General features: G+C 67.7%; 19 protein-coding genes. 11 read left to right on the top strand and 8 right to left on the bottom strand.

Annotation, left to right across the window (positions count from 1 at the left end; translation table 11 throughout):
* Window positions 1-1,001: MFS transporter (locus HMPREF3115_RS09525; RefSeq protein WP_070554243.1), on the top strand; the 1,001-nt coding region annotated here is incomplete at its 5' end.
* Window positions 1,002-1,152: 151 nt separating this feature from the next.
* Here HMPREF3115_RS09525 and HMPREF3115_RS09520 read toward each other — a convergent pair.
* From HMPREF3115_RS09520 to HMPREF3115_RS09510, 3 genes are read right to left on the bottom strand one after another with little or no spacing between them, the layout of a single operon-like run.
* Entirely contained in the window at window positions 1,153-2,505 is a 1,353-nt protein-coding gene (locus tag HMPREF3115_RS09520) for a TRAP transporter large permease (RefSeq protein WP_006399109.1), read from the bottom strand.
* A 6-nt stretch (window positions 2,506-2,511) separates the two neighbouring features.
* Window positions 2,512-3,081 (bottom strand): TRAP transporter small permease, encoded by a 570-nt coding sequence (locus tag HMPREF3115_RS09515; RefSeq protein ID WP_070554235.1) that lies wholly within the window; start codon window positions 3,079-3,081, stop codon window positions 2,512-2,514.
* Entirely contained in the window at window positions 3,078-4,064 is a 987-nt protein-coding gene (locus HMPREF3115_RS09510) for a TRAP transporter substrate-binding protein (RefSeq protein ID WP_006399111.1), read from the bottom strand. Before HMPREF3115_RS09510 ends, HMPREF3115_RS09515 begins: the two co-directional genes overlap by 4 nt.
* 527 nt (window positions 4,065-4,591) lie before the next feature.
* Here HMPREF3115_RS09510 and HMPREF3115_RS09505 point away from each other — a divergent pair.
* Together HMPREF3115_RS09505 and HMPREF3115_RS09500 are read left to right on the top strand one after the other, a co-directional pair.
* Entirely contained in the window at window positions 4,592-6,742 is a 2,151-nt protein-coding gene (locus HMPREF3115_RS09505) for a glycoside hydrolase family 28 protein (protein WP_006409978.1), read from the top strand.
* Window positions 6,743-6,934: 192 nt separating this feature from the next.
* Window positions 6,935-7,129: a hypothetical protein gene (locus tag HMPREF3115_RS09500; RefSeq protein WP_006399114.1), complete on the top strand. Its 195-nt coding sequence runs from the start codon at window positions 6,935-6,937 to the stop codon at window positions 7,127-7,129.
* A gap of 28 nt (window positions 7,130-7,157) precedes the next feature.
* On the opposite strand, the gene HMPREF3115_RS09495 is transcribed toward HMPREF3115_RS09500, so the two are convergent.
* Together HMPREF3115_RS09495 and abaF are read right to left on the bottom strand one after the other, a co-directional pair.
* The gene (locus HMPREF3115_RS09495; protein WP_006399115.1) at window positions 7,158-7,838 is read right to left on the bottom strand and encodes a GntR family transcriptional regulator; all 681 of its coding nucleotides are present in this window, start codon (window positions 7,836-7,838) and stop codon (window positions 7,158-7,160) included.
* Window positions 7,839-8,034: 196 nt separating this feature from the next.
* A complete protein-coding gene (abaF, locus tag HMPREF3115_RS09490; RefSeq protein WP_070554234.1) occupies window positions 8,035-9,411 on the bottom strand; it encodes a fosfomycin efflux MFS transporter AbaF in 1,377 nt (458 codons plus the stop codon).
* Window positions 9,412-9,819: 408 nt separating this feature from the next.
* Here abaF and HMPREF3115_RS09485 point away from each other — a divergent pair, with 408 nt between their 5' ends.
* Entirely contained in the window at window positions 9,820-10,761 is a 942-nt protein-coding gene (locus HMPREF3115_RS09485) for a dihydrodipicolinate synthase family protein (protein ID WP_006405320.1), read from the top strand.
* Between the two features lie 131 nt (window positions 10,762-10,892).
* Here the strand turns inward: HMPREF3115_RS09485 and HMPREF3115_RS09480 are convergent, their stop codons facing one another.
* The gene (locus tag HMPREF3115_RS09480; RefSeq protein WP_006409972.1) at window positions 10,893-11,153 is read right to left on the bottom strand and encodes a hypothetical protein; all 261 of its coding nucleotides are present in this window, start codon (window positions 11,151-11,153) and stop codon (window positions 10,893-10,895) included.
* A 396-nt stretch (window positions 11,154-11,549) separates the two neighbouring features.
* Between HMPREF3115_RS09480 and HMPREF3115_RS09475 the strand changes: the two genes are divergently transcribed.
* Complete coding sequence (locus HMPREF3115_RS09475) at window positions 11,550-12,653, top strand: helix-turn-helix transcriptional regulator (protein ID WP_070554233.1); 1,104 nt, start codon at window positions 11,550-11,552, stop codon at window positions 12,651-12,653.
* 30 nt (window positions 12,654-12,683) lie between these two features.
* Here HMPREF3115_RS09475 and HMPREF3115_RS09470 read toward each other — a convergent pair whose 3' ends face one another.
* On the bottom strand, window positions 12,684-13,598 hold the full coding sequence (locus tag HMPREF3115_RS09470) for a LysR substrate-binding domain-containing protein (RefSeq protein ID WP_006409975.1): 915 nt from the start codon (window positions 13,596-13,598) through the stop codon (window positions 12,684-12,686).
* A gap of 149 nt (window positions 13,599-13,747) precedes the next feature.
* On the opposite strand from HMPREF3115_RS09470, the gene HMPREF3115_RS09465 reads away from it, so the two are divergent.
* From HMPREF3115_RS09465 to HMPREF3115_RS09450, 4 genes are read left to right on the top strand one after another with little or no spacing between them, the layout of a single operon-like run.
* On the top strand, window positions 13,748-14,872 hold the full coding sequence (locus HMPREF3115_RS09465) for an NAD(P)/FAD-dependent oxidoreductase (RefSeq protein WP_065497102.1): 1,125 nt from the start codon (window positions 13,748-13,750) through the stop codon (window positions 14,870-14,872).
* A complete protein-coding gene (locus HMPREF3115_RS09460; protein ID WP_053299059.1) occupies window positions 14,865-15,164 on the top strand; it encodes a (2Fe-2S)-binding protein in 300 nt (99 codons plus the stop codon). Before HMPREF3115_RS09465 ends, HMPREF3115_RS09460 begins: the two co-directional genes overlap by 8 nt.
* The gene (locus tag HMPREF3115_RS09455; protein WP_070554231.1) at window positions 15,161-16,597 is read left to right on the top strand and encodes an FAD/NAD(P)-dependent oxidoreductase; all 1,437 of its coding nucleotides are present in this window, start codon (window positions 15,161-15,163) and stop codon (window positions 16,595-16,597) included. The genes HMPREF3115_RS09460 and HMPREF3115_RS09455 overlap by 4 nt, the downstream gene beginning before the upstream one ends.
* 43 nt (window positions 16,598-16,640) lie before the next feature.
* Window positions 16,641-17,429 (top strand): ABC transporter substrate-binding protein, encoded by a 789-nt coding sequence (locus HMPREF3115_RS09450; RefSeq protein WP_035956693.1) that lies wholly within the window; start codon window positions 16,641-16,643, stop codon window positions 17,427-17,429.
* A 172-nt stretch (window positions 17,430-17,601) separates the two neighbouring features.
* Here the strand turns inward: HMPREF3115_RS09450 and HMPREF3115_RS09445 are convergent, their stop codons facing one another.
* Entirely contained in the window at window positions 17,602-18,516 is a 915-nt protein-coding gene (locus HMPREF3115_RS09445) for a LysR substrate-binding domain-containing protein (protein WP_070554229.1), read from the bottom strand.
* Between the two features lie 167 nt (window positions 18,517-18,683).
* Between HMPREF3115_RS09445 and HMPREF3115_RS09440 the strand changes: the two genes are divergently transcribed.
* Together HMPREF3115_RS09440 and HMPREF3115_RS32325 are read left to right on the top strand one after the other, a co-directional pair.
* Window positions 18,684-19,772 carry an ABC transporter substrate-binding protein gene (locus HMPREF3115_RS09440; RefSeq protein ID WP_070554241.1) on the top strand — a complete coding sequence of 363 codons (1,089 nt, stop codon included), beginning with the start codon at window positions 18,684-18,686 and terminating at the stop codon, window positions 19,770-19,772.
* Between the two features lie 36 nt (window positions 19,773-19,808).
* A partial coding sequence (locus HMPREF3115_RS32325; protein ID WP_256276113.1) for an ATP-binding cassette domain-containing protein occupies window positions 19,809-20,073 on the top strand: 265 nt, incomplete at its 3' end.

Below are 20,073 nucleotides of genomic sequence, written 5' to 3'. Positions count from 1 at the left end.
CGACCTTCATCGCCGAATTCTCGACCGACAGGCGCCGCGGCTTCATGGGCAGCTTCCTCGAGTTCGGTACGCTGATCGGCTATACGCTCGGCGCAGCGACGGTCGCGCTGCTGACCGCGATGCTCTCGCAGGAAGCGCTGCTGTCGTGGGGCTGGCGCGTGCCGTTCTTCATCGCCGGTCCGCTCGGCCTCGTCGGCCTGTACGTGCGGCTGAGGCTCGAGGAAACGCCGGCGTTCAAGAAGGAAGCCGAAGCGCGCGAAGCGGACGAACGCGCGCGACCGAAACAGACGCTCGGCGCGCTGCTCGTCGAACAGTGGAAGCCGCTGCTGCAATGCGTCGGCCTCGTGCTGATCTTCAACGTGACCGACTACATGGCGCTGTCGTATTTGCCGAGCTTCATGTCGTCGACGCTGCACTTCGACGAATCGCACAGCCTCGTGCTCGTGCTGATCGTGATGGTGCTGATGATGCCGATGACGCTGTACGCGGGCCATCTGTCCGACCGGATCGGCCGCAAGCCCGTGATGATGTTCGGCTGCGTCGGGCTGCTCGTGCTGTCCGTGCCCGCGCTGATGCTGATTCGCAGCGGCGCGATGCTGCCGGTGTTTGCCGGGATGCTGATCTACGGCACGCTGCTGTCGACGTTCACCGGCGTGATGCCGTCCGCGCTGCCCGCGCTGTTTCCGACGCACGTGCGCTACGGCGCGCTCGCGATCGGCTTCAACGTGTCGGTGTCGCTGTTCGGCGGCACGACGCCGCTCGTCGCCGCCTGGCTCGTCGATCGCACCGGCGACCTGATGATGCCCGCGTACTACCTGATGGGTGCGTCGTTCATCGGCATCGTGTCGGTGCTCGCGCTGCGCGAGAGTGCGCGCCGGCCGCTGCCGGGCTCCGCGCCGTGCGTCGGGAGCCGCGCCGAGGCCATCGCGCTGATGCGCGGCGAAACGGACGATGCGCGTATGCGCGACCGCAAATTCGCGCCGGCCGGCGAGCGCGCGTGACCGATGCGGCGCGCGAGCGTCGCGATCGCGCGCCCGAGTCGCTTCGCCTTCGTGAACACGTTCGGCATCCGATGGCGACAACGAAAAAACGCGGCGGCGCCGGACGATTCGCTTCGTCCGGCGCCGCCGCGAGGCGCGTGGCAAACGGCGTTCAGTACACGGGATGCCCGCTGATCAGGCTCGGCAGCCAGGTCGAGAAGAACGGCAGATACGTGACGATGTTGATCGCGCTGAAAATCGCGATGTAGTAAGGCCATGCCATCTTCGTCGTCTCGCCGATCGACACGTTGCCGATCGCGCAGCCGACGAACTGCACCGAACCGATCGGCGGGTGCACGAGGCCGAGCGAGCAGTTCAGCAGCAGCATGATGCCGAACTGCACGGGGCCGACGCCGCATGCCATCGCGATCGGCAGGAACAGCGGCGTCGTGATCAGGATGTGCGCGGCCATGTCGACGAACGTGCCGAGAAACACCTGGATGATGTTGATGTACAGCAGCATCAGCCACGGCGCGGCCGTCGACTGCTTCAGCAGCCCTTCGATCGCATCGGGAATCTCGAGATACGACATCTGGAAGCGCAGCATGTTCGACACCGCGATCAGCAGCAGCACGACGCCCGTCGTACGCGACGCATGCGACAACGCGCGGCGCAGCTTGTCGAGCGTCAGCGTGCGATAGACGATCGCCGTCAGCACGAGCGAATAGACGACCGCGATCGCCGCCGCCTCGGTCGCGGTCGCAATGCCCTTCGCGACGCACACCAGGATGATCGCGATCACGAGCAGCCCGGGCACCGCGCCGACGAAGCTGCGCGCGACCGCATACCAGCCGGGAAACGCGGGCAGCGCGGACGAGCCGTCCGCGCGGCGCGGATAGCCGTGACGCACGGCCTGCCAGTACGCGGCGGCCAGCACGAAGCCCATCACCCACAGCACGGGCAGCAGCCCGGAGAACAGCAGATCGCCGATCGACACGCCGCTGACCGGCTGGCCGTGCAGCATTCCGGTGATCCCCTGCGCGGCGAACGCGTAGATGATCATGTTGGTCGACGTCGGCATCAACGCGCCGGCGAGCGACGCGTGCGTCGTCACGTTCACGGCGTACGCGGCGCTGTAGCCTTCGCGCTTCATCAGCGGAATCACGACGCCGCCCATCGCCGACGTATCGGCCGTCGGCGAACCGGACACGCCGCCGAACAGCGTGCACGCGACGACGTTCGCCATCCCGAGCCCGCCGCGGAAGTGGCCGACGGTCGCCTGCGCGAAGCGCAGGATCCGGTCCGCGATGCCGCCGTGCAGCATCAGCTCGCCGGAAAAGATGAAGAACGGCACCGCGAGAAACGAGAACGCGTTCATTCCCGAAATCATCGACTGCATCGCGGTCGCGATCGGCAGCCCTTCGACCATATAGGTCAGCACGCAGGCTATCCCGAGCGCGAACGAGACGGGCACGCCGAGCACGAGGAAAATCAGAAAACTGACGGACAGGATCGCGAGTTCCATGGCGTTTTATGGTCTTGAAGCGCGACGAAGCGCGAGCAGGTGCTCGAGCGAGAACAGGATGATCGCGACCGCCGCAGGAATCGTGATCAGATAGCGCACGCCTTCGGGCAGGCCGATGATCGGAATGCGGTCGCCCATCGTTTCGACGGCCATGCTGCCGCAGCCGACGAGGATCGCGATCGCGAAGCCGATCAGGCTCAGATGCTGAAACGCGACGACCGCGTCGCGCGCACGCGGGTTCAGCCGCCGCACGAATGAGTCGAGGCCGATATGGCCGCCGTCGCGCACCTTCATCGCGGCGCCGAACATCGCGATCACGATCACGAGCAGCAGCGCGATCGGCTCGACGAAGTCGGGCGCGTTCTCGAACACGTAGCGCATCACGACTGCATAGAACACGAGCACCGTGAGCGCCGCGAGACAAAGCGACGCGATCACGGCCAGCACGCGGAACAGCACGTCGTTCACGCCGCGCAGCACCGGCACCGGATGCGGCCGCGCCGCCGCGGCACCGTCGGCGGCAGCCGAGGCCGGCGCACCGGCGGCCGCTCCGTCCAGGGAAGTGTGACGCGTCACTTGATGGCCTCGATCTCGTCGACGATCTGCTTCATCTGCGGCGTCTTCTCGTACTTGGCCCAGAGCGGCTGCATCGCCTTCACGAAGGCCGCGCGGTCGACCTGCGACGCCGGCACGATCTTCGCGCCGCCCTTCGTCACGATCTGCTGCGCGGACGCCTCGCGCGCGGTCCACAGCTTCTGGTAGTACGGCACCGAATCGGCGGCCGCCTTGCGGATCGCCGTCTGTTCTTCCGGCGTCAGCTTGTCCCACACCTTCTTCGAGAATACGAGCACCTCGGGCGTCATCGCGTGCTGCGTTTCCGAGTAGTCGGGCGCGACCTCGAAGTGCTTCGTTTCCTCGTAGGACGGCAGATTGTTCTCGGCCGCGTCGACGAGGCCCGTCTTCAGGCCCGTGTAGACCTCGGCGAACGGCATCGGCGTCGGCGTGCCGCCCATCGCCTTGATCTCGTCGACCATCAGGTCCGACGGCTGCACGCGCACCTTGAGCCCCTTCATGTCGGCCGGCGAACGCACCGGGCGCTTCGCGTAGATCGAACGCGCGCCGCTCTCGTAGAACGTCAGCGCGATCATGCCCTTCGCGGCGAACGCGTCGAGGATCTTCTGGCCGGCCGGGCCGTACATCGCCTTGCGGAAATGGTCGATGTCGCGGAACAGAAACGGGAACGACGGGATCAGCGATTCCGGCACGATCTCGTTGAACGACGCGCCGTTCACGCGCGCCATGTCGATCGCGCCAATCCGCACCTGATCGACCGTGTCCTTCTCCGAACCGAGCGCGCTGTTGCCGAACACCTTGATCGAATCCTTGCCGCCCGTCAGCTTCGACAGCTCGTCGCCCATGTACTTCACCGCCATGTTGGTCGGGAAGTTGTCGCCGTGCACGTCCGCCGAGCGGAACACGCGCGCGTGAGCCGATGCCGCGAAGCCGGCGAGGAGCGCAACGGCCAGCGCAGTACGGGAGCGGGTGAATCGGTGCTTCATCGTCAGTCTCCTTGATGGTTGCGGCTCGGCGATCCTCCGGCACGCGTTCGTCGGCGAGGTACGCTGCGGCGCGCCGGCATGCCGGCCGCCTGGCTGCGAGCGGTTTCGGGCGCCGTAGTCGTACGTCGTATGATGTGTTGCGCCAATGTACGTCGGTTAATCGTTTAACTCACTTGGTGCATACCCCTAGAAACGCGCCCCACCACGGTCTTTTGCCCAGAAAGTGGAACGGGCTTCTCCATTCTCGCGCAGTTTTGCGAAACGTTTTCCGGAACCCGTCCACAACGGAAACCGCCCCGCTGTTTTGCCGTTTTCGGGCCGCCGCTGCACACTCTTTCGCCGGTCGGCGGATCGTTATAGGATGACTGACCACAATCGCCCCACGCCGCATGTCACGAGCATGCATCGGCCCGGGCACCGGCCGCGCGACCGCGGCCCTGCCCGCCGCGCCCGCCCCGCAACACCGCGCAGCACCCGATACCCCCAACCGCATCGGATGCAACCGATGCCCTTCAGGAGACAGCGTGATGACATCCCGTAGATTCCGGCCGCACGCGCGCCCGCGCGCGCTCGGCCTGCTGGCGGTCCTGCTCGCGTCGGCCGCGACGCTCGCCGCATGCGGCGGCGACGAGCCCGGCGCGAGCGCCGCCCTGGCGGCCGCACCGTCGGCGAACAGCGTGTTCCAGGTCGGCACGACGACGGTCGACCCGAACCTGCCCGCGGAGCCCGCGTTGCCGACCGACGCGCAGGTCTGCAGCACGCTCGAAGCGAGCAATACGCTCGTCAGCCGTCCGGACGGCTCGCTGCCGCCGGAGGCCGATCCGTCGCCGTCCGGCGTCGGCAAGGCCGTATCGGCCGCGACGGCGAATCCCGACCAGGCGCGCATCCAGGCCGCGCTCGACGCCTGCGGCGCGGCCGTCGACGCCGAAGTCGGCGCGGCAATCGCCGCCGCCGATGCGGCCGCGACCGCATCGCAGAAGGCGGCGGCCGTGCCGAACGTGAACCTCGCCGGCGCGTCGGGCGAAACGCTCGCGCAACCGAAGTACCGCGCGAGCAAGTTCGCGGTGCGGCTCGTCGTGAACCATGCCGGCGCCGGCAACGGCTTCATCAGCGGGCCGCTCACGTTGCCGTCCGGCGTCACGCTGTGGATCGACAAGGGCGTCACGCTGTATGCATCGCGCGACGTGAAGGCGTATGCACCGAACGTGGCGGGACCGTATTGCGGCAACACGGCCGTCAGCGCGACGAAGGCCGGCAGCTCGTCGAACTGTCTCGCGCTGATCACCGGCACGAACCTCGTCAACGCGGCCGTCGTCGGCGACGGCCGGATCGACGGGCGCGGCTACGCGGAACTCGTGACGTCCGACGCGAAATATCCGCTGATGAAGGTCGACATGACCTGCTCGAACACGTACGCGGCCTACCGCAACGGCACCGTCGCGCCGGACGGCACCGCGTGCGACGACGGCGGCACCGTCGTCGATTCGAAATCGACCGTGCGCAACATGACGTGGTGGGATCTCGCGTATCTCGGCAACATGGTGCAGAACGGGACGACCGGCTTCGGCTCGCAGTCGAACTTCCGGCTGATGGTGTTCAACTACGCGAAGAACCTGACGCTGTACCGCATCACGCTGAACAACAGCCCGAACTTCCACGTCGTGCCAAGCGGCATCGACGGCCTGACCGTCTGGAGCGTGAAGGTGCAGACGCCGACGCTCGCCGCGTTCGCGAATCCGGCCGGCAACGGCAATCCGCTGTACAACGGCCAGACGTTCAACGCCGACAACGTGAAGAACACCGACGCATTCGATCCGGGCTCCGCGTCCAGGCCGATCTCGGCCGCACTGTCGACCGGCAGCACGACGGCGTCGGCCAGCCCCGTTTCGTTCGACGGCTATCTGAAGAACGTCGTGTTCGCCTACAACTACGTGAGCACCGGCGACGACGACATCGCGCTGAAAGGCGGCAACAACCCGTCGCCGGCCGGCTCGCAGCTGCTCGGCATCGACGGCAACCGCGACGTGCGGGCGGACCGCAAGTGGGGCATCGCGATCGCGCATAACCACATCTACTGGGGGCACGGGATCTCGATCGGCAGCGAGACGAACGGCGGCGTGACGAACGTGCAGGTCTACGACAACTCGTTCCAGGATTCGGAGGAAGGGTTGCGGATCAAGTCGGATTACGCACGCGGCGGCGAAGTCAGCCAGATCCACTACGCGAACATCTGCATTCGCGACGCGAAGAACGCGCTGCTGTTCACGCCGTACTACAGCACCAAGGCCGTGCCGGCCGGCGGTCCGCTCTATCCGAACTTCCACGACATCTCGCTCGCGAACGTCGCGATCTTCGGCGAGGCGGGCGTCAAGCTGCAGGGGTTCGAAGCCGATACCGGCGGCTACGGTGAACCGGCGTTCCCGCTCGCGATGACGTTGACCGACGTGGTCGCCGATTCGCCCGACAGCATCTCGGTGATCGCCTCGGACGCGAACCTGACGCTGCATAACGTGAACCTGCCGATATTCGCATCGACGGCGAACCGCGTCGTCGTCGACGGCACGGCGACGCACAACGCGCGTCCGGCCAACGTCGTCGACTGCAGCAAGGCGTTCGTCGACTTCCCCGGCATCGACCAGTCGAATCCGTTCGGGACGACGTGGGCGCCGTCGTTGTAAGCACCGCGTCGCGCGGGTGAGCCGAGCCGGGTTGCCTGTGCGTGCAGCACGCGTGCCGCCGGCGCCGGGCTTCGACGCGGCGCCGACTCGCCCCACTCGGCGCCCGCGCGCCTCGGTCGCGGCCTCCATCGCACGAGCAGGCACGCGCGATGCGCCGCCGTGCGCATCCGTCAATCCGACAGGAGGCACGCGATGCAGACGACGAAACGCTCGGCAGGACCGAATCCGGACGAACCGTTGAATCCCGGCGACGAAGGGCCGCCCGACGCGCCGGGCGTCGGCGAGGATCTGTGCGGCGCATGCCACGGCACCGGGATGGTCGAGGGCCGGCCGTGCACGGTGTGCGGCGGGACCGGCAAGGTGCTGCAGGGCATCGGCGGCGGCTGAGCGCCGCGGGCCTGTGCGGGCGGCGCGGTCAGCGGCCGAGCCGCCGTTCGCGCAGAAACGCGTTCAGCTCGCCGCCCGCGTGCTCGATATGCCGCTTCAGCAACGACGCGGCCGCGCGCGCGTCGCCCTTGCGGCACAGCGCGACGAGTTCCGCATGCTCGGACTCGGCGACGTCGCGCGCGGCCTGCGACAGCGACAGCTGCACGCGCGTGTAGCGATCGGTCTGCTGCAGCAGCGAGGCGACGATCGCCGCCGTCTTCGGCTGCTCGGCGCGCGACAACAGCACGTGATGCAGCTCGGTATTCAGTTCGCCCCAGCGGCCGGACTGGCTCGCGTGCAGCACCTTGCTGTATTCGGCGAGAATCGCGTCGAGCCGTGCAAAATCTTCCGCGGTCAGCTTCGGGATGGATTTTTTCAGCAGCACGGGTTCGAGCAGCGCGCGCAGTTCGAACAGCTCCGTGATGTCTTCCGGCGACAGCTCCGACACGACCGCCCCCTTGTGCGGCAGGATCTTCACGAGCCCTTCGCTTTCGAGCTGCACGAGCGCTTCGCGCAGCGGAATGCGGCTGATGCCGAGTTCGGTCGCGAGCGCGTCCTGGCGCAGCTGATAGCCGTCGACGTATTCGCCTGACAGAATGCGGCGGCGCAGTTCGTTGGCTGCGGCTTCGGCGCGCGTCGCATAGACCAGCGCGGGGCGTTTCTCGTTCATGTTTGCGGTTTCGGCTAGACCGTCGGCGCGCGGCGGCGCGACGGTGGATATTGCATATTTTCTACGATATTAGCAGAGCGTTTTCGCGCGACGAACCGCTGAATGCGCGCATCGCGCCGTGTGCCAGGTCGCGCCGACGCGAAAAAGCCACCGCGAACGGTGGCTTTCGTAGATCGATCGGGATTCGGCTGGACGCCTACGATGCCGTGCGCCGCTGCGCGTCCGCATCGACGTCGCGCAGCGATTTCCCGCGCGTTTCCTTCGCGACGCCGACGCAGACGATCGAGATCGCGGCCGCGACGACGAGATAGATCGCGATCGGCGTCGACGAGTGATAGCGCTCGAGCAGCGACAGGCCGATCAACGGCGCGAGCGAGCCGGCCAGCAGCGGCGCGACCTGATAGCAAAGCGAGAGCGCGGTATAGCGCACGTTGGTCGGGAACATCTCGGTCATCAGCGCCGAATACGGCGAATACGCCATCGACTCGATGAACAGGCCCAGTACGATCGCGGCCATGATGATCCAGTCGTTGCCGGTGTCCATCATCGGAAACGCGACGAACCCCCAGCACGCGGTGAGCATGGCGCCGGTCAGATACACGGGCTTGCGGCCGACGAGGTCGGACATCAGCCCCATCAGCGGGATGAAGAAGAAGTGGATCGCGTTCGCGGCGAACATCAGCTTCAGGATCCGCGTGGTGTCGGCGCCGACGACGAGCTTCAGGTACGTCAGCGAGAACGTGACGACCATGTAGTAGAGGATGTTTTCCGCGAACCGCGCGCCGATGCCGATCAGCACCTCGCGCCAGTGATGCCTGAGCACGTGCATCACGCCGAGCTGCTTCTCCTGGTTCCGTTCGCGGCGCGCCTGCGCATCCTTGAAGATCGGCGCGTCGTCGACCTTGCGGCGGATCCAGAAGCCGATCAGCACGACGACCGCCGAGAACCAGAACGCGGCGCGCCAGCCCCACGAAAGAAACTCGGACTCCGGCAGCGAACTCGACAGCACGAGCAGAATGATCGTCGCGACGAGATTGCCGGCCGGCACGCCGGCCTGCGGCCAACTGGCCCAGTAGCCGCGACGGTTGTCGGGGCTGTGCTCGCTGACGAGCAGCACCGCGCCGCCCCACTCGCCGCCGAAGGCGAAGCCCTGGATCAGCCGCAGCGTGACGAGCAGGGCCGGCGCCCAGTAGCCGATCGCATCGAACGTCGGCAGGCAGCCCATCAGAAACGTCGTGACGCCGACGACGATCAGGCTCACCTGCAGCAGATGCTTGCGGCCGAACTTGTCGCCGTAGTAGCCGAACACGAGCCCGCCGATCGGGCGAGCGGCAAACCCGACCGCATACAGCGCGAATGCGGCGAGCAGCCCGTCGACCGGATTGCCGGTCTTCCTGAAGAAGTGCGTGCCGAAAACCAGCGCGGACGCCGTGCCGTACAGAAAGAATTCGTACCACTCCGCGATCGATCCGACCATCGATGCGGCGACTACGCGCTTCAACGCGCTTTTGGACGCCGCACGCTGCGCGGCGGCATTACTGGGCGACACTGCGTCGCCGACCTGACCTGTCATGGGTGTCTCCTGTTCATGTCTTGCGTTGTGCTTTCTGCTTCTTTACGCGAGCCTGCTCGCGACACGATTTTATACAATATTCATTACGCAATCCAACAGGATGGAAATACGCGGCTCGCCGGCGGCGGGGCGGTGCGAAGTCGGTCGCTCAGCGCGCGCCGCGTTGCCAGCTCCGCGCCTTTTCCGCACGGCACGGCGTGACCCTGCTGCGTACGCCGCAACATTCCGGGCCGCGCCCTTTTAACTTTATATTGTATAAAATATCCGAAGCATCTAGAATGCGTTCATCGGCGTGCGAGGTCGGCCGGCGGCGAAGCCGCGGCCACCTTGCACGGACGAGGAGACGAGCGCACACAGGCCACGCCGCGGGCGCCACGGCAGTTGATCCAATCTGAAAGAGGAAACGTGATGAGCGACAACATTTTTACCGGCACCATTCCTGCGCTGATGACGCCCTGCACGGCCGACCGCCAGCCCGACTTCGACGCACTGGTGAAGAAGGGCAAGGAGCTGGTGGAAATCGGCATGCGCGCGGTCGTGTACTGCGGTTCGATGGGCGACTGGCCGCTGCTGACCGAAGCGCAGCGTCAGGAAGGCGTCGCGCGCCTGGTCGCGGCCGGCGTGCCGACGATCGTCGGCACCGGCGCGGTGAACTCGAAGGAAGCCGTGTCGCACGCGGCGCACGCGGCCGCCGTCGGCGCGCACGGCCTGATGGTGATTCCGCGCGTGCTGTCGCGCGGCGCGTCGCCGGCCGCGCAGAAGGCGCACTTCTCCGCGATCCTGAAGGCCGCGCCGAATCTGCCGGCTGTGATCTACAACAGCCCGTACTACGGTTTCGCGACGCGCGCCGATCTGTTCTTCGAGCTGCGTCGCCAGCATCCGAACCTGATCGGCTTCAAGGAATTCGGCGGCGCGGCCGACATGCGCTATGCGGCGGAGAACATCACGTCGCAGGACGATAGCGTGACGCTGATGGCCGGCGTCGATACGCAAGTCTTCCACGGCTTCGTCAACTGCGGCGCCGCGGGCGCGATCACCGGCATCGGCAACGCGCTGCCGCGCGAAGTGCTGCACCTCGTCGAGCTGTGCAAGAAGGCGGCGCAAGGCGATGCGGTCGCACGGGCGCGCGCGAAGGAACTCGAGTCGGCGCTGGCGGTGCTGTCGTCGTTCGACGAAGGCTGCGACCTCGTGCTGTTCTACAAGTACCTGATGGTGCTGAACGGCGACAAGGAATACACGCTGCACTTCAACGAAACCGACGTGCTGAGCGACGCGCAGCGCAACTACGCGGAAACGCAGTACACGCTGTTCCGCAACTGGTACGCGAACTGGTCGAAGACGCTCGGCTAAGCCGGCGCACGATGCACCGACGCGGCAGCCGCAGCGGCTGCGCGCACCACGAGGCCACGGGATGTTTCCGTGGCCTTTGCGTTGATCGCGCCGAGGCGTGCCGATACGCACCGACGCGCGAACGGGCACCGCTATCTGCGCGCGGACGCACGCGCCGCGAATCGCGCTTCCATGCCGTCGATCTTCACGAGCAGCGTTTCGCTGATTTTCCGCGCATGACGCGGCATGTCGGGCGTCGACAGCAGCGCTTCGATGCGCGCTCTCCAGTAACTCGGACAACTCACGCGCGCGGCGCCCGGCTGATACGCCTTCGTGCCGCTATCGCTTTCGAGCATCGCGATCATTTTCTGAATGTGCGACAGCTCGCGTTCGACATAGTCTCTCGTCAGCATGTTGATCCTGCCCCCCGAAACATGACACCCCCGACCTGCTGCTCGCGCTGCCGCCGTATCCCCGTGTGCGTAAAGATTGCGCGTGCTCGACGATGACGGTACGCGCGGCGTGTGTCGGAATCTTGTCGGCGCGGCGCGTCGTACCGCGCTATCGTCCGATCAATGACGCCGCGGTCGAGGCGGCGTCCCGCAGCGCGCAAAACGTCGGTATCGAAATGTGCGCCAGCACGCCGAACCGCGAGCCTGTTGCCGATCGTAGACATTCCGCATCGCAGCAGCATCCCCAAAACTGGGGGCGCTTGCTAGAATCGATCGCACGGCATTCGTTCGACGGGTGGGCGCTGATCGTCCAGCTCGAACGTGCGGCGGCGCGCATGCGCCAACGGGGGTACGGGGATGACCACGATACGATCGGCGGACGAGTCGATCGCGGCGCTCTATGCGGCCGCCATCGATCCCGAACAGTGGCATGTCGCGCTTCGGGCGCTCGTCGCCCTCGCCGATGCGCGCGCCGCGAACTGCTTCGTGCACGACGCGCGCACCGGCCGATTCCTCGAATACCGCTTCACCGGTTACGGCTCGGGCTGGGCCGACGCGTATGCGAGCCACTATCACAGCCTCGATCTCGCGCGCGAGGTGCTGATGCGCGAACCCGCAGGCCGCATGTATCCGATGCACCGCTTCCTGCCGGACAGCGTGATCGATCGCAGCGAGTACTACCAGGACTTCTATATCCGCGAAGGGCTGCGCTATTCGTGCGGCGGCATGCGGCTCGAAGGCGATCGACGGCTGATCCTCGCCGTGCATCGCCCGGTCAATCACCGGCCTTACGACGCGCATACGGTGCGCGAACTCCAGCGCGTGCTCGATCATTTGCCGAACGTCTTTCGCGTGCGCGAAACGGCCGCGCAGACGCACGATCGTGCGCCGATGATGGCCGCGGCGCTCGATGCGCTGCCGCGTGCGGTGATCGTCGTCGACGACACGCTGCGCGTGCGCTATCTGAATGCGGCCGCGAGCGCGCTGCTCGGCGAATCGACGGAGCTGCGCGTGCAGGCCGACCGCCTCGTCGCATCGTCGCCGCAGTTGGCGCCGCAACTGGCGCAGCGCGTGAAGGATGCGTGCGCGCCGCCGCACGTCGCCGCGCCGCAACCGCTGTATGCGCTCGATCGCGAGCGTCGCCCGACGTTCGAAATTCAGGTCGTTCCGCTCAAGCCGCAGTTGACCGCGTCGCTCGACCGCGACACGCGTCCGCTTGCGATGCTGCTGCCGCGGCGTCCGTTCCGCGGCGCCGCGCGGCCGCTCGCCGAAAGCGCACCGTTCGCGCTGACGCCGGCCGAAATGGCCGTCGCGACCGGCATCGCGGGCGGTCTGACGCCCGCCGAATATGCGCAGCGCAACGGCGTGCGCATCAGCACCGTACGAAGCCAGATCAAGTCGATCTTCGCGAAGACGGGCGTGCGGCGGATCGCCGATCTCGTCGCGCTGTTCGGCGACTGACACCCGTGCCGCCGGCGCGCGGCGGGCCGGTCAGGCATCGCGCGCGCCGCGCATCCGCGCAAACGCCTCGCGCAAGTCCGTGCAGAACGCTTCGCCGATCATCGACAGCGGCTGCGACGCGGACGTCACCAGATAGAAGTGATCGGGCACGATCGGCTCGAACGGCTTGACCGCGACTCGATGGCCTGCATACGCGGCCGTCACCGGATCGATCAGCGCGACGCCGGCGCCGTTCGCGACGAACGCGACGATCGTCTGCGACAGCTGCGCCTCGATCGACAGCCCGCGCGACACGCCCGCTTCGACGAATACGCGGTCGATCGCGCTGCGCGCCTCGAAGCTCGGCGGAAACGAGATGAAGGCTTCGTCGCGTAGGTCGTCGGGGCGGATCACGCGCTTGCGTGCGAGCCGATGCGTACGCGGCACGATGCAGCACATCGGCGCGTCGGCAAGCCGCTCGCTGCGTACGGCCGGATGCGGCACGGGCTCCGCGATCAGCCCGACGTCGCACTGCCCCGATGCGATCTTGTCGACGACCGTCGACGCGCTGTGCGCGAGCAGCGTGATGTCGACGCCCGGATGCGCGCGCGCAAAACGCGTGATGCGCTCCGGCAGCAGGTCGAGCGCGACGGCCGGCGAGCCGGCCACGCGCAGCGTGCCGCGCCGCATCGCGCGAATCTGCTCGGCGGCCTGCGCGACGCGATCGAGCCCGACGAACGCGCGCTCGACTTCCTCGTACAGCACGCGCGCCTGCGCGGTGGGCGTGAAACGCCCCTGCTGCCGCTCGAACAGCACGAACCCGACGCGCGCCTCCAGATCGGCGATCAGCCGGCTCACGGCCGGCTGCGAAATATGCAGATCGCGCGCCGCGCGCGTGACCGTATGGCGCTGCATCACGGCGCGGAACGCTTCGATCTGGCGGATTCTCAGTGAAGGCGTCGTCATAACATTGGGTTATGGGTCGTTGATCAACCTGTATTGGACAGCCCATTTTGCCTGTCCGAACATCGATCCCGCAACGTACATTCCGCCACGAAGGCCGCCGCCATGCACCATAACATCCCTATCCCGAACTCCCCACGCCGGAGCCGCCGATGAACGTGCGCCGCTTCGACGTCGTCGTCGCGGGCGGCGGGCTCGTCGGGATGGCGCTCGCCTGGGGCCTCGCGCGGCTCGGCGAGCGCGTCGCCGTGTGCGACGGCGACGACATCGCATTCCGCGCGGCACGCGGCAATTTCGGGCTCGTCTGGGTGCAGGGCAAGGGCGGCCGCTGCCTGCCGTATGCGCGCTGGTCGCGCGAATCGTCCGAGCGCTGGGGCGCGTTCGCCGCGCAGCTGCAGCGCGAGACGGGCGTGGACTGCGGGTTCGAGCGGCCGGGCGGCATCGAACTGTTCGAGCATGCGGCCGACATGAACGACGCGATCGCGCTGCTCGAATCGCTGCGCCGCCAGGACGCGGCGCTCGCCTACGAAGCGCTCGATCCGGCCGCGCTGCGCAGCCGCATTCCCGCCGCGTCGGCCGCGCTGGCCGGCGCGCTGTGGTCGCCGAACGACGGCCACGCGAATCCGCTCTACACGCTGCGCGCCTTGCTGCAGGCGTTCGTGCAAAGCGGCGGCGTCTATCTGCCGCGTCACGACGTCGTCGAGATTCGCCCGCGCGCGGGCCGCTTCGACGTGGAGACGCGCGACGTGCGGCTCGAAGCCGCGCGCGTCGTGCTCGCGGCAGGCCTCGACAATGCGCGGCTCGCGCCGATGGTCGACATGGCTGCGCCGATCTCGCCGCTGCGCGGGCAGATCATGGTGACCGAACGGCTCGCGCCGTTTCTCGCCTATCCGACGCTCGTCGTCCGGCAAACGCAGGAAGGCTCGGTGCTGCTCGGCGATTCGGCCGAAGACGTCGGCTTCGACGACGGCCAGACGCGCCCTGCGATGGCCGACATCGCGCGCCGCGCACGCACCGCGTTCCCCGCGCTCGCGCATGCACGGATCGTACGCGCGTGGGGCGCGCTGCGGATCATGACGCCGGACGGACTGCCCGTCTACGAAGCGTCGCGCACGCACCCCGGCGCGTATCTCGCGATCTGTCACAGCGGCGTGACGCTGGCCGCGACGCACGCCGATCTCGTCGCGCCGTGGATTGCCGGGCGCGCGACGCCGGCCGAGCTGTCCGCGTTTACGACCGCGCGTTTCGCCGCATCGAAGGAGGCCCGGCATGTTTGAATCGGTTGTTCCCGCCGACGCGATACGCGAACGCGTACGCCTTCATATCGACGGCATCGCGCACGACGTGCCGGCCCATTACAGCGTCGCGGCTGCGCTGCTCGCGGCCGGCACGCTCGCCTGCCGCTCGACGGCCGTCAGCGCTTCGCCGCGCGGGCCGTTCTGCATGATGGGCGTCTGCTTCGACTGTCTCGTCGAAGTGGACGGCGTGCCGAACGTGCAGGGCTGCATGACGCCCGTGCGCGACGGAATGCAGGTGCGCGCGATGCACGGCAAAGCGAGGCTCGCATGACGCGGCGCACATGCGATCTGCTCATCGTCGGCGCAGGGCCGGCCGGCATGGCGGCCGCCGTGGCCGCACGCTCCGCCGGGCTGTCGGTCGTCATCGCGGATGAAGGTCCATCGCCGGGCGGACAAATCTATCGCAATCTCGCCGATGTGCCGGCGAAGCTCGCGCAGTGGCTCGGCCCCGACTATGCGGCGGGACGCCCGCTGATCGACGGGCTGCTCGCGAGCGGCGCGCACTATCTGCCGCGCAGCGTGGTCTGGCAGATCGCGTTCGAGCCGGAGCCCGTCGCGATGCTGACGCTCGGCGGCGCCGCGCGCGGCACGCTCGAAATCGATGCACGCGCGGTACTGATCGCGACCGGCGCGCAGGAGCGCCCGTGGCCCGTGCGCGGCTGGACGCTGCCCGGCGTGATGGGCGTCGGTGCCGCGCAGACGCTGCTCAAATCGTCGGGGCTCGCGCCCTCGGCCGATACGGTGCTTGCCGGCAGCGGCCCGCTGCTGTGGCTGTTCGCCGCGCAGTTGCTGAATGCGGGCCGGCGCGTGCGCGCGCTGGTCGACACGACGCCGCGCGATGCCTGGCGGCGCGCGCTCCCGCATGCGCTGCCCGCGCTGCGCGGCGCCGACTATCTGCTGAAAGGCTGGCGCATGCTGCGCGCGGTGCGCGACGCCGGCATTCCGGTCTATCGCGGCGCCACCGACGTGCGCGTCGACGGCGACGGCCGCGCGCAGTATCTGCGCTTTCGCGACGCGGACGGCATCGCACACGCGCTCGACACGTCGCTCGTGCTGCTCCATCAGGGCGTGATCCCGTCGACGCAACTCGCCCGCTCGATCGGCTGTGCGCATGAATGGGACGAACGTGCCGCGTGCTGGCGGCCGCAACACGATGTGCGCGGACGCAGCAGCGTCGCACGCGTCTGGATCGCCGGCGACGGCGCCGGCATCGGCGGCGCACCGGCCGCGGCGATCGCGGGCGAGGTCGCGGCGCTCGACATCGTGGCGAGCGTCGGCGCGCTCGCGCCGCACGAACAGGCCGCACGCGAACGGCCGCTGCTCAAGGCGTGGCGCCGTCATCTCGCGGTGCGGCCGCTGCTCGACGCGCTCTATACGCCGCCCGCCGCGCTGCGCCGCCCCGACGGCGACACGATCGTCTGCCGCTGCGAAGAAGTGACCGCCGGCGAAATCCGCCGGCTCGCCTTGCTCGGCTGCCAGGGCCCGAATCAGATGAAGGCGTTCACGCGCTGCGGGATGGGTCCGTGCCAGGGACGCTGGTGCGGCACGACCGTCGGCGAGCTGATCGCCGAGGTACAGCAGCGCGACGTCGCCGACGTCGGCCAATACCGCGTGCGTGCGCCGATCAAGCCGATCACCGTCGACGAACTGGCGGACGCCGTCGAACTGTCCGACGATTTCCGCCGCGGCGACTTCCCGAGCTGACGCCGTGCCCGCCCCCGCTTCCCCACACGAACGGAGCCTGACCATGAAGAAGAAGACGCGTATCACGATGCTCGTCGCCGCGGCCGCGATGGCCTGCGCGACGCTCGCCTCGGCGAAGGAATGGACGACGATCCGCATCGGCGTCGATCCGACCTATCCGCCGTTCGAATCGACCGCGACCGACGGCAGCGTGCAAGGGTTCGACATCGATCTCGGCAACGCGCTCTGCGCGAAGCTCAACGCGAAATGCGTGTGGGTGTCGAGCAGCTTCGACGGACTGATTCCGGGGCTGCAGGCGCGCAAGTTCGACGTGATCCTGTCGTCGATGGCGGCGACCGAGCAGCGGCGCCAGCAGATCGATTTCACCGATCGGCTGTACCGCAACCAGACGCGCCTGATCGCACGCACGGGCTCGGGGCTGCTGCCCGACGCGGCGAAGCTGGCCGGCAAGCGCATCGCGGTCGAACAGGGGACGATCCAGGAAACCTATGCACGCGAAAAATGGGCGGCGGCGAAGGTCGAGGTCGTGCCGTATCCGAGCTACGACCAGGCGTATGCGGATCTCGTAAACGGGCGCGTCGACGGCGTGCTGATGGACGCCGTGCAGGGCCAGCTCGGCTTCCTCGCGACGCCGCGCGGCAAGGGTTTCTCGTTCGCGGGCGGCGTCGTCTACGACCCGAAGATCATGGGCAACGGCGATGCGGCCGGCGTGCGCAAGGCCGATACCGATTTGCGCGATGCGCTGAACCGCGCGATCGCGCAGATCCGCAGCGACGGGACCTACAACAAGATTCAGTCGAAGTACTTCGATTTCGATATGTACGGGAATTGACGAGCGTTATGGCAGACCGCGCGATGCAAGCGGCGTGCGTTGCCGCTTGCGCGCGAATCGGCGCTTGGGTCGGCTAGCGGCCGCGACGCCGACCGCCGCATGCGAAGCCGGCGGTTCGTCCGCATCGATGTGCCATGCGACATCGGCACCGACGATTGCACAAACAAAATAATTAACGACGCCCTCGCGCCGACGTCCGCCCCGTCGCCGCGTCGTGCTCGTCGGCGAGCAGCGTCGCGAACGCGGCCGCGAGCCGGTCGCGCGACGGCTGCGGCGGAAACAGCAGATACGTCGGCATCGTGACGGCCGGCGAAAACGGACGGATCGCGACGTCCGGCCCCGCGAACGCCTGCGCGACGACCGGATGCGCGAGCGTCACGCCCATCCCGAGCCGTACCATCTCGCAGCAGATCGCCGTGTACTGCGCTTCGGTCGCGAGCTTGCGCTCGACGCCCGCGCGCTCGAACACTGCATCCGTCAGCGTGCGCATCCCGTCGCCCTGACAGAGCGAGATGAACGACTCGCCGGCGAGATCGGCCGGCTTGATCGTGCGCTTGCTCGCGAGACGATGCTGACCCGGCATCACGCAGACGGCCGCGACCTTCGACAGCAGCTCGACCTCGCAATTCGACGTCTCGCTCACGTAGACGGCCACGCCGATATCGCAGAACTGCGACGCGGTCCAGTGATTCACGGTGGCCGACGTGTTCACGTGCAGCGACACCGTGACGCCCGGATACTGCTCCTGGAAACGCTTGATCGCGCGCGGCACGAGCGTATAGCCGACCGCCGGCATCGCGGCGATCCGCAGCCGCCCGCTGCCGAGATTGCGAATCTGCTCCGCAGCATTCGCGAGCCCGCGCAATCCGACATACGCGCGCTCGACCTCCCGAAAGAACGCAGTGCCCTCGCTCGTCGGCACGAGCCGTGCTCCGACGCGCTCGAACAACGTGAGCCCCGTATCGCGCTCGAGGCTCGCGATCATGCGGCTCACGTTCGGCTGCGTCGTGAACAGCGCCTTCGCGGCAGCCGTCATCGAGCCGGCCACCATCACCGCGCGAAACGCTTCGATCTGCTTCAGGTTCATCGTGCCACTCCGTATCGTCCCGTAGAGCCTAACCCTGATCCATCACATTTCGGTATGGACTGGCATTTTATTCGTATTGGACGGCATGGACCACAAGCGCCAGACTGCATTGCATCGGCGCACGTCCCGATGCCGCCGCCCCCCACAATCGAATGGAGATCGCCGTCATGAACCGTTCGCCGCACCGCCGCCCGTCCCGCTTGTCTCCCGCCTCGCGCCGCGTCGCGGCGAAACCGCTCCTCGCCGCAGGCGCGGCGCTCGCGCTGAGCGCGTCGGTCGCCGCGCATGCGGAAACGACGCTGTACGTCGCGAACGTCGGCGGATCGAACGAACAGCTCTATCGGCAGAAGGTCATCCCCGCGTTCGAGAAGGCGCACAACGTCAAGATCGTCTACGTCGCCGGCAATTCGAGCGACACGCTCGCGAAGCTGCAGGCGCAGAAGGGCCATCAGCAGATCAACGTCGCCGTGATGGACGACGGCCCGATGTATCAGGCCATGCAGCTCGGCCTGTGCGCGAAGATCGACGATGCGCCGATCATGAAGGATCTCTATCCGCTTGCGCGGCTCGGTCCGGAGGCGGTCGGCGTCGGCGTGGTCGCGACCGGCATCGGCTACAACGCCGACGCGTTCAAGAAGCTCGGCCTGCCGGCACCCGATTCGTGGAAATCGCTCGAGGACCCGCGACTGAAGGGCAAGCTCGGCATGCCGCCGATCACCGTCACGTACGGGCTGCACACGCTCGTGATGCTCGCGCGCCTGAACGGCGGCGGCGAGAAACGCATCGATCCCGGCTTCGATGCGATGGCCAAACGCGTCGCGCCAAACGTGCTGTCTTGGGCGCCGACGCCCGGCGAGATGGACGGCCTGATGCAGGCCGGCGACGTGATCGCCGCACCGTACGGCAGCGGCCGCGCGGTGTCGTTGCAGAACACCGGCTTCCCGCTGAAGTTCGTGTATCCGAAGGAAGGCGCGGTCGCGCTGCAGGTCGCCGCGTGCGCGGTCGCCGAAAACGCGCAGCCGCAGTTGTCGCAGCAGTTCATCCAGTACCTGCTGACGCCGGAAGTCCAGGCGCTGCAAGCGCAGGCGATCGGGCTCGGCCCGGTCAACCGGACGGTGAAGCTTGCGCCGGACGTCGCCGCGCGCGTGCCCTACGGTCCCGACCAGGTCGCGAAGCTGACGACCGTCGACTGGACGACCATCAACCCGCGCCGCACCGAATGGACGCAGCGCTGGAACCGCGCGGTCGAACGCTGATCGCGCGGCGCCGCCGCTTCGCAAGGAATCCGATCCATGAGCTTTCTGACCCTGCAACATGTCTCGAAACGCTACGGCGACTTCACGGCCATCGAGCAGCTCGACCTGTCGGTCGAGCGCGGCGAGTTTCTGTCGCTGCTCGGGCCGTCGGGCTGCGGCAAGACGACCACGCTGCAGATGATCGCGGGTTTCGTCGCGCCGTCCGCCGGGCGCGTGACGCTCGACGGCCGCGACATCACGCACGAACGGCCGGAGAAGCGCGGCATCGGCGTCGTGTTCCAGAGCTACGCGCTGTTTCCGC

The sequence above is a fragment of the Burkholderia sp. HMSC10F09 genome (assembly GCF_001806955.1).
Taxonomy (GTDB): Bacteria; Pseudomonadota; Gammaproteobacteria; order Burkholderiales; family Burkholderiaceae; genus Burkholderia; species Burkholderia multivorans.
Note: the sequence above shows the minus strand (reverse complement) of the source record. Positions and strands in the feature narration are given on the sequence as shown.

Excerpts from the sequence above, each read along its gene's own strand:
- HMPREF3115_RS09520 (WP_006399109.1), bottom strand. The coding sequence starts at position 2,505 with ATGGAACTCGCGATCCTGTCCGTCAGTTTTCTGATTTTCCTCGTGCTC.
- HMPREF3115_RS09510 (WP_006399111.1), bottom strand. The coding sequence starts at position 4,064 with ATGAAGCACCGATTCACCCGCTCCCGTACTGCGCTGGCCGTTGCGCTC.
- HMPREF3115_RS09505 (WP_006409978.1), top strand. The coding sequence starts at position 4,592 with ATGACATCCCGTAGATTCCGGCCGCACGCGCGCCCGCGCGCGCTCGGC.
- HMPREF3115_RS09500 (WP_006399114.1), top strand. The coding sequence starts at position 6,935 with ATGCAGACGACGAAACGCTCGGCAGGACCGAATCCGGACGAACCGTTG.
- HMPREF3115_RS09495 (WP_006399115.1), bottom strand. The coding sequence starts at position 7,838 with ATGAACGAGAAACGCCCCGCGCTGGTCTATGCGACGCGCGCCGAAGCC.
- abaF (WP_070554234.1), bottom strand. The coding sequence starts at position 9,411 with ATGACAGGTCAGGTCGGCGACGCAGTGTCGCCCAGTAATGCCGCCGCG.
- HMPREF3115_RS09485 (WP_006405320.1), top strand. The coding sequence starts at position 9,820 with ATGAGCGACAACATTTTTACCGGCACCATTCCTGCGCTGATGACGCCC.
- HMPREF3115_RS09480 (WP_006409972.1), bottom strand. The coding sequence starts at position 11,153 with ATGCTGACGAGAGACTATGTCGAACGCGAGCTGTCGCACATTCAGAAA.
- HMPREF3115_RS09475 (WP_070554233.1), top strand. The coding sequence starts at position 11,550 with ATGACCACGATACGATCGGCGGACGAGTCGATCGCGGCGCTCTATGCG.
- HMPREF3115_RS09470 (WP_006409975.1), bottom strand. The coding sequence starts at position 13,598 with ATGACGACGCCTTCACTGAGAATCCGCCAGATCGAAGCGTTCCGCGCC.
- HMPREF3115_RS09465 (WP_065497102.1), top strand. The coding sequence starts at position 13,748 with ATGAACGTGCGCCGCTTCGACGTCGTCGTCGCGGGCGGCGGGCTCGTC.
- HMPREF3115_RS09460 (WP_053299059.1), top strand. The coding sequence starts at position 14,865 with ATGTTTGAATCGGTTGTTCCCGCCGACGCGATACGCGAACGCGTACGC.
- HMPREF3115_RS09455 (WP_070554231.1), top strand. The coding sequence starts at position 15,161 with ATGACGCGGCGCACATGCGATCTGCTCATCGTCGGCGCAGGGCCGGCC.
- HMPREF3115_RS09450 (WP_035956693.1), top strand. The coding sequence starts at position 16,641 with ATGAAGAAGAAGACGCGTATCACGATGCTCGTCGCCGCGGCCGCGATG.
- HMPREF3115_RS09445 (WP_070554229.1), bottom strand. The coding sequence starts at position 18,516 with ATGAACCTGAAGCAGATCGAAGCGTTTCGCGCGGTGATGGTGGCCGGC.
- HMPREF3115_RS09440 (WP_070554241.1), top strand. The coding sequence starts at position 18,684 with ATGAACCGTTCGCCGCACCGCCGCCCGTCCCGCTTGTCTCCCGCCTCG.